This is a genomic window from Moraxella sp. K02 (assembly GCF_041154755.1).
Classification (GTDB): domain Bacteria; phylum Pseudomonadota; class Gammaproteobacteria; order Pseudomonadales; family Moraxellaceae; genus Faucicola.
The window spans coordinates 837,313-852,608 of the sequence record NZ_AP031590.1 but is presented as its reverse complement, the minus strand read 5'-3'; the positions used below and the strand labels follow the sequence as shown (position 1 = coordinate 852,608).

Below are 15,296 nucleotides of genomic sequence, written 5' to 3'. Positions count from 1 at the left end.
GTACTTTGGAAAAAACAATGGTTGACGTTACTGATTTTAAAAATGCCATGTCGATGTTATCGGCTGCGGTCAATGTGGTCACTACCGATGGCCCTGCGGGTCGTCATGGCTTTACTGCATCGGCGGTGTGCAGTGTAACCGATACCCCACCGACCTTGCTGGTATGTATGAATACCGCCTCACGCTCGTATGAAAATTTTGTGCAAAACAAGGTATTGGCGGTGAATGTGCTGGCTGACCATCATGCAGAATTATCCGAGGTTTTTGCATCAAAACTCGAAGCGCAAGCGCGCTTTGAGCATGGCACATGGCATACCTTGATGACCCAATCACCGATTTTGGACAATGCCTTGGTGAGCTTTGATTGCCAAATCGAGCAAATCCAAGAAGTCGGCACACACGGGATTTTTATTTGTCGTATCGAAGCCATACAACAAGGCAAAGACCAGACAGGCTTGGTGTATTTTAACCGTGAATACCATGCCGTCAATACAATTAAAGTCGATACGCCCAGCCAACCATAATGCCAAGCAATGCCAAGCACCGAGTCAGATTTTCTACAATCCAAGCAATTTAATGCTAAAGTAGTCACTCATATCGATAGTTACATAATTTAGGATGGGTGATGGCGATTATTAAATCTTTGTTGGACACGGATTTATACAAATTTACCATGCTACAAGTGGTACTACACAAGTTTCCACAGACGCATAGCGTCTATGCGTTTCGCTGTCGCAACCTTGAGGATACTGCCTATCCCCTATCAACGCTACTCGATGGAGTCAATGCCGAGCTCGATGCGCTTTGTGAACTACGTTTTACAGCCGATGAGCTGCAATACCTTCGTGGTCTGCGCTTTATCAAAAGTGATTTTGTTGATTATCTTGAATTATTTCAACTCAAACGGCGTTTTATCAAAGCGACCATTGATGCCGAAGGTCGGTTAGACATTCGTATTGAGGGCCCGATGATACAGGCAATGATGTTTGAAATCTTTGTGTTGGCGATTGTCAATGAACTGTACTTTAGTCGCCTTGACCAGCAATCGGCTTGGCAAGTCGGTGAACAACGGCTAAACGATAAACTGCTACTGCTACAAGACTATCGTCACCAAATGGCGGCTTATGACGTTCCTTTTTTGCTATCAGATTTTGGTACGCGTCGACGTTATAGTGTTGCTTGGCAAGAGCAAGTGATTGAGCGGTTGATGACAGTGCCGGAAATATTTCGCGGTACGAGCAATGTGTATTTTGCCAAACAGTTCGGTATCACCCCAATTGGCACAATGGCACATGAATTTCTGCAAGCCTTTCAGGCACTCGATGTGCGCTTGCGTAATTTCCAAAAAGCGGCACTCGAAGCTTGGGTTCAAGAATATCGAGGTGACTTAGGTATTGCGTTGACAGACGTAGTCGGGATGGACGCTTTTTTACGAGATTTTGACTTGTATTTTGCCAAGCTATTTGATGGGCTGCGTCACGACAGTGGCGACCCATATGAATGGGGCGAAAAAGCTTACGCGCATTACCAACAACTCAAAATCAACCCAAAAACCAAAATGTTAAATTTTAGCGATGGGTTGACTTTGCAGAAGGCGTGGGCGCTGTACTTGCATTTTAACGACCGTTTTCAACTTGGGTTTGGTATCGGTACTCACCTGACCAATGATATGGGGCAAACACCGCTTAACATTGTCCTTAAACTGGTTGAATGTAACGGGCAATCGGTCGCCAAAATATCCGACAGCCCAGGCAAAACCATGACCGACAACGATACCTTTTTGGCATATCTGCGCCAAGTATTTGATATCGCTGAGTAACAGTACTAAAGCACTAATTGCAAAAACCAATAAGCTAAATCAGCGCGTTCAATTTCACGCCCAGTCACGGCAATGTATACCATGAACTTGGACGATTTAACTATTATTGCACATCAATACACCAATACTTGGTAGTCACATAATCTTCAATCCCATACTTTGAGCCTTCACGCCCAAAGCCTGATTGTTTGACACCCCCAAATGGTGCAACTTCGGTTGATAACAGCCCGGTGTTTTGGGCGACCATACCATATTCAAGTCCTTCACACACTTTCCACGAACGCGCAACGCTTTGGGTGTAAAAATACGCCGCTAGTCCATAAATCGTGTTGTTGGCATGGGCAATCACTTCATCATCGGTATCAAAAATGAACACGGGCGCAATCGGACCGAAAATCTCTTGGCTGGCGATGTCCATGTCATCGGTGATACCCGTGATAACAGTTGGCTCAAAACTTAACGCCGATGCTGCATGTTTTTTACCCCCAGTTACAATTGTCGCGCCTTTGTTCACCGCATCTTCAAGTAACTGCTCGACTTTGTCTAATGCACCTTGGTTGATGAGCGGACCGATATTTACGCCCTCTGTCATACCGTTACCGACTTTTAGTGCTTCGACTTTTTGTTTGAAGATGGCTAAAAATTTATCCTTGATACTTGCTTGCACATAGACGCGGTTTGCACAGACACAGGTTTGTCCGGCATTACGGTATTTGGAAGCGATAAGCCCACTTGCTGCTTTTTCTAAGTCGGCATCATCAAATACGATAAATGGGGCATTGCCACCAAGCTCCATTGAGAGTTTTTTGACGGTGGACGCGCATTGTGACATCAGCACGCGACCGACTTCGGTGGAGCCGGTAAAGGATAGTTTATGGATACGTTCATCTTGGGTGAGCACTTCACCAATCACTGAGGATTTACCGGTGACGATTTGTAGCAAGCCTGCAGGTAAGCCTGCACGTATGGCAAGTTCGCCCAGTGCTAATGCGGTCAATGGGGTTTCGGTGGCAGGTTTGACAATTATGCTACAGCCAGCAGCTAAGGCAGGGGCAACTTTACGGGTAATCATGGCGGCGGGAAAATTCCAAGGGGTAATCGCTGCGCATACGCCAATCGGTTGTTTTAACACCACGTAGCGTAGGTCTTTGTTGGTGGTGGGGATGATGTCGCCATAGATGCGTTTGCCTTCTTCGGCAAACCAGCGGATAAAGCTATTGGCATAGCCGATTTCACCGCGCGATTCGGTGATTGGCTTGCCTTGCTCAGCGGTCATGATGGTTGCTAAGTCTTCTTTATTTTGGTCGATTAAATCTGCCCAGTTGTTTAAAATAGCTGCGCGCTCGTTGGCGGTTTTTTGTGCCCAGTCTATTTGCGCTTTATGTGCGATGGCGACGGCGTCGATGACTTGGGATTTTTCTAGGCTGGGTATGGTGGCAATCACTTGGTTGTCAAATGGATTGGTGACATCAATGGTAGTACGATCCGTTGCATCTACCCATTGGTTGTCAATGAGGGATTGGGTTTTGAGTAAGGTTGGGTCTTTGATTGGTAGCATCAGGAAGTCCTGTTCGTTATGTTGTTATGAGGATATTGAGAACTTTTTTATGATAAGCGAGTCAATGCCATTTATTATAAGCTGATAGCAGCTACCTGCAATAGCGTCATTATGTTGCAGCAGCTGTCTATGCAGTAAAGATTAGATAGCAAATGGCATAAATAATCGGATAAAAATACAAACCGAGTCGGTTAACTCAACTCGGTTGTGACTCTCTTATCGCATTTGAGGCTACTGGCTCAGCAGTGGTATGCCTTTGACTGCATGCGTCTGTGAAAATTGCCGCTGCTTAAAAGTTTTTCTTGGAAATTTTTCTCAGCGCGCTGTTGGCAAATGTCGCTGCATAAAATCATTGACCTTATTAAAGGTAGGATAAAAAGACTGTAACGGTGCTGCCAGACCAATGACGACGCCTACATGAGTGGCAGGGACTTGCACCCGTTCTACGTTGCCGCCTGCTTGGGTCAGCGCTTTTTGTAAGCTATCAGCATTTTGTGGGTAGACAAGCCTGTCTTTACTACCTGTCACCAACAAATGCGGGGGTACATCTTGGCGGATATGATACACAGGCATCACTTGCTGGCGGGTGCTATTAGCTGGAAAAGCAACTTTGGTAGTACCTGTACGAAAATCGTAATCATACGGCCCTGCTAGTCCAATCACGCCTAATATTGCCTTGTTGGGAATGCCGGAGGTTTTCCAAAAACGGCTATCATCCACCGCAGATACCACATTAAACGCCCCTGCAGAATGCCCCATGACAAACAGCTGATTAGGATTGCCGCCATATTGAGCGATATTGCGATACACCCAACCCATGGCGCTGGCTGTATCAAGCACATAATCTGGGAATACGTTTGCAGGGGCTAAGCGATAATCCACCACCACTGTGGTGTAGCCCGACTTGGCAAACTGCTTACCGACAAAGCCATAGGTTTGGCGTTTGCCATGTTGCCAGCTGCCCCCATATACAAATATCAACACAGGGTGACGCTGACCATCTGCAGGGGTATAAATATCGAGTTGTTGGCGGGTATCTGTGCCATAGGCAATATTTTTGATGGTTTTAATACCATTTGACACAGTGCTATTGCTATCAGCTTTTGCTGCGATGGGTGCGTTTTTTGTCGCCATGGCCTGACAGCCTGTTAAACTTAACCCCACAAGGGCTATAACCGCAGCAGTTCCAAGTTTGTATTTATTCAAGCGGAGGGTGGCGGATGACGGGTGTTTTGTAGCGTGGGTCGATGAATTTGACATAGGTTTCTCTTTGTTAAGGGTTTATCTTTGTTAAGCAATTACGTTTTCAATTCAGGACGTTTTTAAGTCAGAACGTTAAATCTGAAATGATTAAATATTTATGTAAGAAAATGGCTTTTTGTTAAGTATAATCGCTTATAAGCGTTAATCAAATGCCCGCTGTAGTGAATTGGTAACAGCGGTAACCTTATGTTGGATATCGTTATGTGTAATGCTATTTATTATTTAACCTATACCAGTAAAATCACCTTACTAGGCGCGATTAATCCGTTTACTTTCAAAACTATCGAGCAGATTTCTAGGCAAAACAATTATACCCAACACATCACAGGATTTTTGCTATTCAAAAATGGGCATTTTTTTCAATATTTGGAAGGGGATAAGGCATTGGTCACTCACCTGTACCAAGATTTACTGAAAGATTATCGCCATAAAAATTTAAAAATAATTACCGAGGGTCATTGGGAGCAGCCGCGGTTCAAAAAATGGGATATGTACTGTATTGACATTGATAAGGATGTGAATAATTTATCCATTAGCCGACTATTTCAAGCGTTTACCCCAACCTATTGGCAGTCATCGGAAGTAAACGAGCTAATCACAGATATGCAAACACAGCATCATAAAAATAATTAAATTTATTACCCTAAAAAAAAATTTATAAACTTTAATTTATTTTTGTATGAATTAAGGGTTATACTTTAGTTTAAACAGATAATGCTAAATTAATAATAACATTAAAAAATTATTATGCTACACTCAAAGTAACATATAAAGAGTATGGCTGAGGAGTTCTACGATGATGTCTCCCCCTACTTACTACCTCACTTATACCAGTTCGCTTACTTGGTCAGCCGCTTTAAAGCCCAGCACATTTACCCAGATTTATCAAAGTGCCAGAGATAATAATCAAAAAACCGGCATAATGGGTTTTATCCTATTCAAAGATGGTCGCTTTCTGCATTTTATGGAAGGTAGTGAAATGTATAGTAAACGCTAAATTAAACTGAACAGTATTTAACACAATCATGAAGCGAATCGAAGTCATTAATCGAGAGTTTTACCTTTTGCTTAACCACTGCCCACTTATGCTCCACAGGATTTAACTCAGGAGAATAAGGTGGTAAGTACAGTAACGTTAAGTTGTATTTTTCGGCAATCTGTTTTAAATCACCACCCCGATGAAAACGCGCGTTATCCATGATTAAAAAACGCTGTGGGTAGCTGTCGAGTTCATCTTTAGGCAAAGATTGACCAAGCGTGTGAAGCCAATTTTCTACCGTATCACGCTTACACCCACCTTCAAAGGTCACAGGCGCAATCAGTTTAAATTCAGCCATACTCATTGCACCGATAAGATTTAAGCGTTTGCCTTTATTGGCATCCATTTTAGCATAGCAAGGTGTGCCAACCGGTGACCAGCTACGATGATAGCTTTGTCTTTGGTAAAAGCCTGTTTCATCCATAAATAGGATGTTGGTTAGACCAAACCAAAAAGCCATGATAGCTAAACATACGCTGAAACCTTGCTGTTTTACGGGGTCTGATTCTTTGTAGGTGAAGGTCTTTTTTTAAATGTCCAGTTGATACGATGTAAGGTATCGACAAACGCATTGTAGGATATACTGACATCAGGATGGTCTTTTAAATATTGTTCCCGTAGCTGTTTAGCGGTATCAAATTGTTTAGCTTTGACATATCGTTCAAAGCTATCAAGGTCGGTTATGATGTGTTTTACACCCGTTGGTTGTGCTTTCTTAGGTTCGGTATTGCCTTGGTCGTGGTACAAGGCTATCCAACTGTTAAGCGTGTTGCGACAGATGCCGAATATTCTCGCTGTTTTGCTTTTGTTATTTGTTTCTTGCCAGTAGGCTATGGTGCGTTTGCGTAAGTCTTGGTCGTATAGGTTTGGCATAGTGCTATCTATGAAAGTTCAAGTTGTGTTCATTATAATACAGGATTTACTATATATAGCGAATTTGTACCTCGCTATCACCCATGATAAACGCCACCATAAAATTCATCTTATCCATCAAGGTGCCACCCATGCTAAACGCTTTAAGCAATGCGATATGCTATGCGTGACACCCGGCATATCCCATACAACCCCAGTGATTAGCGAGCTGTTAGCAAAGTTTGAAACCTACCAATGGCAGACCGAACAGGTCGAGCAATTACTCAATGATATGGTCGCGTTTTATGAGCGCGATGATGCTGATATTGCCCCCTACCAGGTCAAAGCGGGAAGCTATATCGGCGCCATCATCAAACACCATGTCAAAAAACACCTTTTTTTCATACTCACCGTCATCACGGTGCCATGGTTGGTGATATTTATGTTGTTAATTGAGCTGTAAATTTTTGCCACTCTGATAGTAAAAAAGGCTAACCATCAAACGCTTACGCAAGCGCAAGATAGCGACGCAGTTTTTAAACTCAATTGTTTCGACGTCTTTATTGGGTATCTGGTAGTCGTCACTGTCGGCTCATACCCTATCGCGTTAATCAATGTTTGATATTAATAGTTGCTTTTTAGGAACAATAAACTGACGAAAAACATACCTAGTATCAGCAGTTGAATGATTAAATATTTTTTATTCTGCCCCATAAAATGCCGATAAACCACCGAGAAAAAACTCCCTGTTTGGGGAGTCATGTCAATCAAATGGTTTTTTGCCATTAGTGACATCACTTCATGTACGTGAGGGACTGGGCTTGCTCGCGCATGTCAGTGAATAGATTTTGGTCAAAAATTTGGGTCAAATTTATTTTACTGGCGTACACATAATACTGAATTTGATGATTCATGATATTTTCCGAAAACTTGTGAGAGAGGCCAGTTGTAATAAATTTTTATCGGTTAAAAAAAGCTTAATCTTATAAAACCTAGAATTGGTCTCATAAAATTAAGCTAAAATACAGCATCAAGCACAGCGCCAAACTCTCTAAAATGGACCTGAAAATAAAATGGACTGGGAACTTGCCATTTAGCATTTTTGGGTCTGCATAAAAATGTACTACGATACTGTCAATCCGCAGTAGTTTATATAAATGGCATTTTTACATAAATTTTTCAACCAAAGATACGTCAAACTTGGCTTTGGTAATCTTGTTTGCCTGCGCCAAAGCAATATCTGCATCAGTAGGGCCTGCCCATTGACACGCTTGCTGATAAAATAACGATAAGATAGTTCTAAATCCTGCTGTATCCGCATCAGTCAACGACATTGTCAACGCACTTTGTTTATCGCCATCAAAAAACTGATCAAAAAAGTGAATCATGGTTAAGGTTAAAGCCTGATTGGTTTCTGCCTTGCGAGCTAATAGCCCAAAACCACGGGATTTTGATGAATTATGATGCTGATGAATCGTCTGCTTGACACTGTCTAAAATTTGGCTGCCCAATAATGGTGAAAATTGCGCCATAAAACTATCAATCAGTAACTCAAAGGCGGCTATTTGGGTAGATGTTGGTTTAGATATTGGGCTAGATAGTGGGTCGGGTCTTTGGTTAGAGATAGCTAATTGACTAGATAATGGGTGAGTTACTGGGCTATTTTGCCCTAAATCACGAATATCATGGGTCATTGGTTGGGGGTTGACTGCACCCATTTGATAATCACTCAGCGCTTTCATCAAACTTCGACGGATATTTGAGCGATATTCTTTGGTTGCGTTGTCTTGCGTAATTTCATGGACAAAACGCTGGATTTGGTAAGGCGTAATATCGGCATAATCTTTATGAAAGATGTCCATAGCTTTACGTATATCAGCATCTTTTAAAAACGGTGTTAACGCAGATTTGATAGTAGATTCTTTGTTCATGACGGTGCCAAATATTTAAAGTTAATAAAATTACAATTGACGCAAATGACTGTATTGGGTCGGGTACCTGTGACGACAGAGCATACAGGCACCTCAAAATTTAAAACTAATGCCGCTCAGTTAGCGTTTGCTGACTAAATAAGCTATCTTGGAATTCAGGGTAAGCCCCTTCGGCATGTTCGGTAAAGTCAAGCCCGCGTTGCTCATGCTGTGCAAGTACCCGAAGACCGATGGTTTTTTCAATCACAAAATATACCACCATACCCAGTCCAAATGACCAGACAAACATTGCCCCGATGCCCATCAGCTGTACGATGATACGCTGGGTGCTGAATAAATCACCTTCATAAAACAGCCCTGCTGCCAGCGTACCCCACACACCGCCGCCCACATGCACAGCAACGGCATACACCGCATCATCCATTTGAACATTGTCCAACAACTGCTTCACTGCCAAATACGAGACACATGCACCCACACCGGTAACAATCGCATACACAGGTGACATGGTCGCACAGCCTGCGGTAATGGCGACCAACCCTGCAAGGCTGATATTGACCGTATCACTTAATAAAATTGCTTTACGCATCACCCCTGAAATCAACATATAAGCCGTCACCGCACTCACCCCTGCTAGGTGGGTATTTAGCATGATTTTGCCCAAATTGCCTGAGCTGGTCAGTGTAGAACCTGCGTTAAATCCAAACCACGCTAACCATAGAATAAAGCCGCCTAAGGTGACAAGCGTGAGATTATGACCGGCAATCAAACGCGGCGTGCCATCAGGGGCAAAGCGACCAATACGCGGTCCAAGGACGATAATACCCGCTAGCGCTAGCCACCCACCGACAGAGTGCACCACTGAAGAGCCGGCAAAATCAATAAATCCAAGCTGGGCAAGCCAGCCTTGACCGCCATAATAACCACCCCATGCCCAACTTGCTACGACTGGATAAATCAGTCCGCAAGTCATCAACGTACCAATCAGATACCCTGAAAATTTAATGCGCTCCGCCATCGCACCACTAGCAATGGTGGCGGCGGTGGAAGCAAACATCATCTGGAAAAACAAATGTGCCCATTGCATATTGCTAAGCTGTTCTGGTAAAAACTCGCTTTGGCCCACGTAACCTGTCGGGTTGTTGCCTGCCATCAAACCATAGCCCAAAATATAAAAAATTAACCCGCCAATCGCCATATCGGTGTAGTTTTTCATCAACACATTCACGGTATTTTTACTGCGCACTGAGCCGGATTCAATGAGCGCAAAGCCCGCCTGCATAAAGAACACTAGCAAACCGCCAATAACTACCCACATCACATTTTGGTAGTCATATAGCTGCTCATTGGTGGGCGTCGCAGCGTACACCGAGGAATGTTGATAAAAAACCATCACGGATAATAGCCATTTATAGGCTTTATTAAGCCGTTTACCCGTATGCCGTTGAACCGTATTGTTTAACTTTCTCATGAAACTTTTGCCCTTTTGCCCTTATGCCCTCGATAAAAAATTATTGCTCAAGTATTAATCAGTTTTGCCAAGACAGGGAATGCAAATTGTGTACCAAATAAGAAAATAATTGAAAAATAGCGGGTTTTGAAAGCGCATAAAAAAGCGCTTTAAGCCGTGGTGACTTAAAGCGCTAATGGTTGAGGTTGATGGCTATAAGGACTCGTTATCTGAAGTGTTACCTGTTTTATGGATATCTTCAGTGGGATTGCCTTCTGTCACCGTACCATCATTGGTGGGATTATCATCCTGCGCTTTTGGATTAAAGGCTTTATCACGCGCATCGGCATTTTCAAGCCACAGCGCGTTTAAAATCGCCAATAATACCGCAAACCCCAATCCTAATATCCACGCAAAATACCACATTGTGTTCTCCTATTAAGTTGCCTTGATTTGGGTCAGTAAAGTGAATGCTCTTGCTCTCGAACATAAGCCTTGGTCACTTTACCGCGCATCACGTTATATGCCCAGCTGGTGTAGCCTACAATCATCGGTAATAACACCACCACGACAACCAACATAATCATCAAGGTGAGATGACTCGATACACTGTCCCAAACCGTCAAGCTTGAACGTGGGTCGCTAGAGGATGGCATGATAAACGGAAATAACGCCACCCCTGCGGTCATAATCACACTAAGCACAGCAATACTGGAGGCGATAAATGCGCTCAAGGTTTTACGCGCTTTTAGCAATATCGCCGTGACAAGCGGCATGATGACACCAAGTACAGGGAATGCCCATGCCAGCGGATACTGATGATAATTTGCCATCCATGCGCCCGCTTGACGCGTCACCTCTTTATTGAGCACATTTGGCAAGGCTTGGGGGTCAATGTGGCTGGTGATATGATAGCCGTCAATCGATTGTATCCATACCCCTGCTATCACAAACAGCACCGCCATCACCAGACTACTGATAGCAGCGTAGTTAATGGTACGATTTTGTACCTCATCAAGGGTGCGATGCGCCAAATACGCTCCCCCTTGCATAATCAACATAGACGCACTGATTAAGCCACACAGTAGGGCAAATGGATTAAGCAATGCCCAAAAAGAGCCTGTGTAAGTCGATACCAAATGGTCATTAAAACTAAATGGCACGCCTAAAAACAAATTACCAAATGCCACGCCAAACACCATAGCCGGAATAAATGAACCGACAAACAACCCCCAGTCCCACGCTTTTCGCCAGGTTGGATTGTGTATCATACTGCGATATTTAAACCCCACCGGGCGGAAAAACAACGCCCACAACACTGCCATCAAAGCCCAATAAAAACCGCTAAAGGCAGTGGCGTACACCATCGGCCATGCCGCAAAAATCGCGCCACCTGCCGTGATAAACCACACTTGGTTACCTTCCCAGTGCGGACCTATGGTATTGATAATCACCCGGCGCTCTTCATCATCTTTGCCGACAAAAGGCAGTAACGAACACACGCCCATATCATGCCCATCCATGATAGCAAACCCAATCAGCAGCGCACCGACCAATAACCACCAAATAATTTTGAGTGTTTCATAATCAAACAACATGATTCACCTCGGCTGTCTTAGGGCTCAAATTTAATGAAGGATTCACATGAACCTTGTGAGTGTCTTCGCCGTAGTATTTGCCTGTACCTAGACTTGCGGGTCCTTTACGGGCATATTTCACCATCAAGTACATTTCAATCATCAGCAGCACCGTATAAAAACCAACAAATCCCGCCAGCGAGGCATACACATTCGCCACGCTAATGTTGGAGACTGAAAAATAGGTCGGCAACATGCCATAAATCGTCCAAGGTTGACGCCCATACTCAGCAACAAACCAACCAAATTCAGCAGCAAGCCAAGGCGCAGGCAGCATCAATAATGCCCAACGTAACAGCCAAGGTTTTTGGATAAAGTTGCCTTTGACAGTTGACCAAAGACTAATCGTAAACAATGCCAACAATAAAAAGCCCAAGCCCACCATGGCACGAAATGACCAAAACATCGGGACAATAGGTGGAATGGTGGCATCAGTGGCCTGTTTAATCATGGCAGGCGTGGCTTTGCTGACATCAGGCGAATAGCGTTTGAGCAATAACCCAAAGCCCAAGTCTTTTTTTACCTTTTCAAATTCAGCCACTGTCACAGGATTTGGGGTTGAACCTGGGGGTGCACTGCGTAATTGATCCAGTAGCACCACCGCTTTTTGACCATTGATGATGCGTTTTTCATTGATGATTTTGATGTCATGGATGCCCAAAATCGGGGTATCCAGCGAGCGCGTCCCAATCAAGCCCATCACATACGGGATTTGTACTGCCCAGTTGTTTTTTTGCTCGGCTTGGTTGATATCTGCAATCAAATTAAAACTGGCAGGCGCAGGCTCGGTTTCCCACATCGCCTCTATCGCTGCCATTTTGGTTTGCTGTGCCAAGCCAATAGAATAACCCGACTCATCACCCAGCACGATGGTGCTACAAATCGACGCAAAACCAAATGCCGCCGCGACTTGAAAGCTGCGTTTGGCAAATTCGACATCGCGTTTTTTGAGCAGATACCACGCTGAGATGGCAAGCACAAAGGTCGCGCCCACCGTATAGCCGGCAGAGACGGTATGCACAAATTTGTTTTGCGCATCAGGGTTAAACAATACTGCCGCAAAATCGGTCATTTCCATGCGCATGGTTTGGTAATTAAACTCCGCGCCAACCGGATTTTGCATCCACCCATTGGCAATCAAAATCCACAACGCGGATAGATTGGTACCCAGTGCCATCAATATAGTCACCAGTAAATGCTGTCCGCGCGACAGTCTATCCCAACCAAAGAAAAACAGTCCGACCATGGTCGATTCTAAAAAAAACGCCATCAAGCCTTCAATGGCAAGCGGCGCACCAAAAACATCGCCGACATATTGTGAGTAGTACGCCCAGTTGGTACCAAACTGGAATTCCATGGTGATGCCAGTGGTGACACCCAAGGCAAAGTTGATGCCAAACAGTTTGCCCCAAAAACGTGTCATGTCTTTCCACACTTCTTTGCCTGTCATCACGTACATTGATTCCATGATGACCAGCAGCCACACCATGCCCAGTGTGAGTGGTACAAATAAAAAATGATATAACGCCGTGACTGCAAATTGCAGACGGGATATATCGACGAGGTGTTCTGTTATCATGTTGACTCCTTGGTTTGACAACCAATTGAGATGTCAATTACCCTCATGCGTGGTTAAAAAAGGGTAATGTTTTTATTTACAAACATTATATAAATCTATAAATTATTTGTCATGTGGCATAATGTCGCACCTGACTACAAAATACTATGATGAGTATTGCGTTGCTGCTACCATCTTCTCATACCCTGTCAAAGATGGTAATCGTTGAATGAGTGATAGTTGACTGCGTAATAGTTTATGGGTCTTTTGAAGGTAGTCGTTTAAAGTGAGCTCGTTCATCGCTTTACTTATTTAATTGCCTTTTATATGGCTTGTTATATGCCTTTATCAAGGTTTTATCAACCCTCATTGGTGGGCAGGGTGTTTACACTTTTTTGTCTCATTGCCTTGATGAGCATTACGCCATATCTAACAACCGCTTGATACGCTATGATATGTCCATTGATTTTATCGTTACTGTTAACCAACCATGTCTGAAACTTCTGCTGTCAACCAAACCCTTCGTCACTATGCCGCTATGGCAAAGCGACCGATTTATATGGCATGGGGGCTGTCAGTTGTGTCCACGCTGCTATTGATCGTGCAGTCTTGGCTGATTGCGGTCATCTTTGCAGATTGGTTAACGCAAATCGCCCATCACCGCCCTGCCACTGACGTATTTTTTGATTATCTGCCGTGGCTCATAGGGTGTCTGTTGCTACGTCCTTTACTGCATTTTTGCAAAGACCGACTAGCGTTAGACGCGGGGCTACAAGTAGCCAGTATCCTACGAAAAACGCTAGTTGAAAAACTGGCACAAGTAGGTGCAGCGCGCGACCAATATGGCAGTGATGGCGGGCTTGCCAGTATGGTGATTGAGCAATGTGACGCCTTAACGGGCTATGTCAGCCGTTTTTATCTGCAGCGACTGATTGTGGTGACCACGCCTATCATGCTATTAGTCACCGCTGCGACCCAAAGCTGGATAGCCACGCTGATTTTACTGCTGACCGCACCCCTAGTTCCTGTATTTATGGTATTAATTGGTCATGCCACCGCCCGTAAAAGTCGCCAACAATTTGCTGCAATGGCACAGCTGAGCGGGCGATTTTTGGATTGGTTGCGTGGCACAGCGACACTGCAACGGCTGGATGCTGTCGGGCACGCGAGTCAAGACATCGACGCCTCAGCCGAAGCCTACCGTATGCGCACCATGTCGGTACTCAAAATTGCGTTTTTAAACACCGCCGCGCTAGAACTGTTAGCCGCGCTGTCGATTGCGCTACTTGCCGTGTATTTGGGTTTTGGTTTAATCGGTATTTTACCTTGGCAAAAAAACACGGTGCCTGTGCCTTACCAGTCGGCGCTATTTTTACTGCTGTTGGCACCTGAATTTTATGCCCCGCTACGTCAGTTGGGCGCGGATTATCATGTCAAAGCGCAAGCGGAGGGTGCGATTGCTGAATTATCACCGTTGTTAGCGTCTGCGTCAGCGGAAAAAACAAAAGCTAACCCCTTTATATTAACTGCACCCCCTGCCATTGACGCGGATAATATTTGGGTCAATCATCAGCAGCGCACACGGCTCGCGCCGTTAAGTTTCGCTATTGCCGCAGGGGAACGGTTAGCGATTGTCGGTCAAAGTGGCAGCGGCAAATCCACCCTATTGCAAATTTTTTTGGGTTTTTGTGCCTATCAAGGCGATATCTTTATTGATAACCAAAATTTTAACACCATCGATTCCACACAATTTCGCCACCAAATCGCCTATTTGTCGCAGCAAACCATGCTACTGCCGATGAGTATCGCCGATAATTTGCGCCTGCCAAACCCAACCGCCAGTGATGACAAACTATGGCAAATTCTTGCGCAAGTGGGGTTAAAACCTTTGATAAAAGCACTGCCAAATCAGCTAGATACTCAGTTGGGCGAGCGTGGTAGCGGGTTGTCGGGTGGACAACAGCGGCGACTGGCAATAGCCCAGTTACTGTTGCAAGACGCACAGCTTTGGCTACTCGATGAACCCACTGAGCATTTAGATAGTGAGACGGCAGCCGAGATTAATGGGTTATTACAACAAGTAACGAGGGGTAAAACCGTGCTATGGGTCACGCACGATGCCACAAAACTGCCTTGGCTGGATCGGCAAATAAGCCTTGATATTGCATCTACTTTGGCGAAGGCGTAAC

At 44.4% G+C, this 15,296-nt stretch carries 15 protein-coding genes; 6 read left to right on the top strand and 9 right to left on the bottom strand.

Annotated features, from left to right (window positions below; all coding sequences use genetic code 11):
- Positions 1–17: 17 nt before the first annotated feature.
- Positions 18–524: a flavin reductase gene (locus ACAM39_RS03960; RefSeq protein WP_369628287.1), complete on the top strand. Its 507-nt coding sequence runs from the start codon at positions 18–20 to the stop codon at positions 522–524.
- A 98-nt stretch (positions 525–622) separates the two neighbouring features.
- A complete protein-coding gene (pncB, locus tag ACAM39_RS03955) occupies positions 623–1,819 on the top strand; it encodes a nicotinate phosphoribosyltransferase (RefSeq protein ID WP_472828234.1) in 1,197 nt (398 codons plus the stop codon).
- 103 nt (positions 1,820–1,922) lie between these two features.
- Here the strand turns inward: pncB and ACAM39_RS03950 are convergent, their stop codons facing one another.
- A complete protein-coding gene (locus tag ACAM39_RS03950; protein ID WP_369628285.1) occupies positions 1,923–3,377 on the bottom strand; it encodes an NAD-dependent succinate-semialdehyde dehydrogenase in 1,455 nt (484 codons plus the stop codon).
- 315 nt (positions 3,378–3,692) lie between these two features.
- The gene (locus tag ACAM39_RS03945; RefSeq protein ID WP_369628284.1) at positions 3,693–4,637 is read right to left on the bottom strand and encodes an alpha/beta hydrolase; all 945 of its coding nucleotides are present in this window, start codon (positions 4,635–4,637) and stop codon (positions 3,693–3,695) included.
- A 204-nt stretch (positions 4,638–4,841) separates the two neighbouring features.
- On the opposite strand from ACAM39_RS03945, the gene ACAM39_RS03940 reads away from it, so the two are divergent.
- On the top strand, positions 4,842–5,273 hold the full coding sequence (locus ACAM39_RS03940; RefSeq protein ID WP_369628283.1) for a BLUF domain-containing protein: 432 nt from the start codon (positions 4,842–4,844) through the stop codon (positions 5,271–5,273).
- A gap of 163 nt (positions 5,274–5,436) precedes the next feature.
- Positions 5,437–5,637, top strand: coding sequence for a BLUF domain-containing protein (locus tag ACAM39_RS03935; RefSeq protein WP_369628282.1), 201 nt, complete (start codon positions 5,437–5,439; stop codon positions 5,635–5,637).
- Between the two features lies 1 nt (position 5,638).
- Here the strand turns inward: ACAM39_RS03935 and ACAM39_RS03930 are convergent, their stop codons facing one another.
- Both ACAM39_RS03930 and ACAM39_RS03925 read right to left on the bottom strand, forming a co-directional pair.
- Positions 5,639–6,139, bottom strand: a complete 501-nt coding sequence (locus ACAM39_RS03930) for an IS630 family transposase (protein WP_159374020.1) — start codon at positions 6,137–6,139, stop codon at positions 5,639–5,641.
- 32 nt (positions 6,140–6,171) lie between these two features.
- On the bottom strand, positions 6,172–6,552 hold the full coding sequence (locus tag ACAM39_RS03925; protein WP_101965293.1) for a helix-turn-helix domain-containing protein: 381 nt from the start codon (positions 6,550–6,552) through the stop codon (positions 6,172–6,174).
- Between the two features lie 10 nt (positions 6,553–6,562).
- On the opposite strand from ACAM39_RS03925, the gene ACAM39_RS03920 reads away from it, so the two are divergent.
- Positions 6,563–6,994 (top strand): hypothetical protein, encoded by a 432-nt coding sequence (locus ACAM39_RS03920; RefSeq protein WP_369628281.1) that lies wholly within the window; start codon positions 6,563–6,565, stop codon positions 6,992–6,994.
- 703 nt (positions 6,995–7,697) lie between these two features.
- Here ACAM39_RS03920 and ACAM39_RS03915 read toward each other — a convergent pair.
- The 5 genes from ACAM39_RS03915 to ACAM39_RS03895 all read right to left on the bottom strand — a co-directional run bounded on the left by ACAM39_RS03915 (position 7,698) and on the right by ACAM39_RS03895 (position 13,128).
- Positions 7,698–8,462 carry a hypothetical protein gene (locus ACAM39_RS03915; protein WP_369628280.1) on the bottom strand — a complete coding sequence of 255 codons (765 nt, stop codon included), beginning with the start codon at positions 8,460–8,462 and terminating at the stop codon, positions 7,698–7,700.
- 106 nt (positions 8,463–8,568) lie between these two features.
- Positions 8,569–9,855, bottom strand: coding sequence for an ammonium transporter (locus tag ACAM39_RS03910; RefSeq protein ID WP_472828270.1), 1,287 nt, complete (start codon positions 9,853–9,855; stop codon positions 8,569–8,571).
- Positions 9,856–10,125: 270 nt separating this feature from the next.
- Positions 10,126–10,338 (bottom strand): cytochrome bd-I oxidase subunit CydX, encoded by a 213-nt coding sequence (gene cydX / locus ACAM39_RS12435; RefSeq protein ID WP_201664450.1) that lies wholly within the window; start codon positions 10,336–10,338, stop codon positions 10,126–10,128.
- 32 nt (positions 10,339–10,370) lie between these two features.
- Positions 10,371–11,507, bottom strand: a complete 1,137-nt coding sequence (gene cydB, locus ACAM39_RS03900; protein ID WP_369628569.1) for a cytochrome d ubiquinol oxidase subunit II — start codon at positions 11,505–11,507, stop codon at positions 10,371–10,373.
- Complete coding sequence (locus tag ACAM39_RS03895; RefSeq protein ID WP_309595369.1) at positions 11,500–13,128, bottom strand: cytochrome ubiquinol oxidase subunit I; 1,629 nt, start codon at positions 13,126–13,128, stop codon at positions 11,500–11,502. Before ACAM39_RS03895 ends, cydB begins: the two co-directional genes overlap by 8 nt.
- Positions 13,129–13,597: 469 nt before the next feature.
- Here ACAM39_RS03895 and cydD point away from each other — a divergent pair, with 469 nt between their 5' ends.
- Positions 13,598–15,295: a thiol reductant ABC exporter subunit CydD gene (gene cydD / locus ACAM39_RS03890; protein WP_369628278.1), complete on the top strand. Its 1,698-nt coding sequence runs from the start codon at positions 13,598–13,600 to the stop codon at positions 15,293–15,295.
- The last annotated feature ends 1 nt before the right edge of the window (position 15,296 follow it).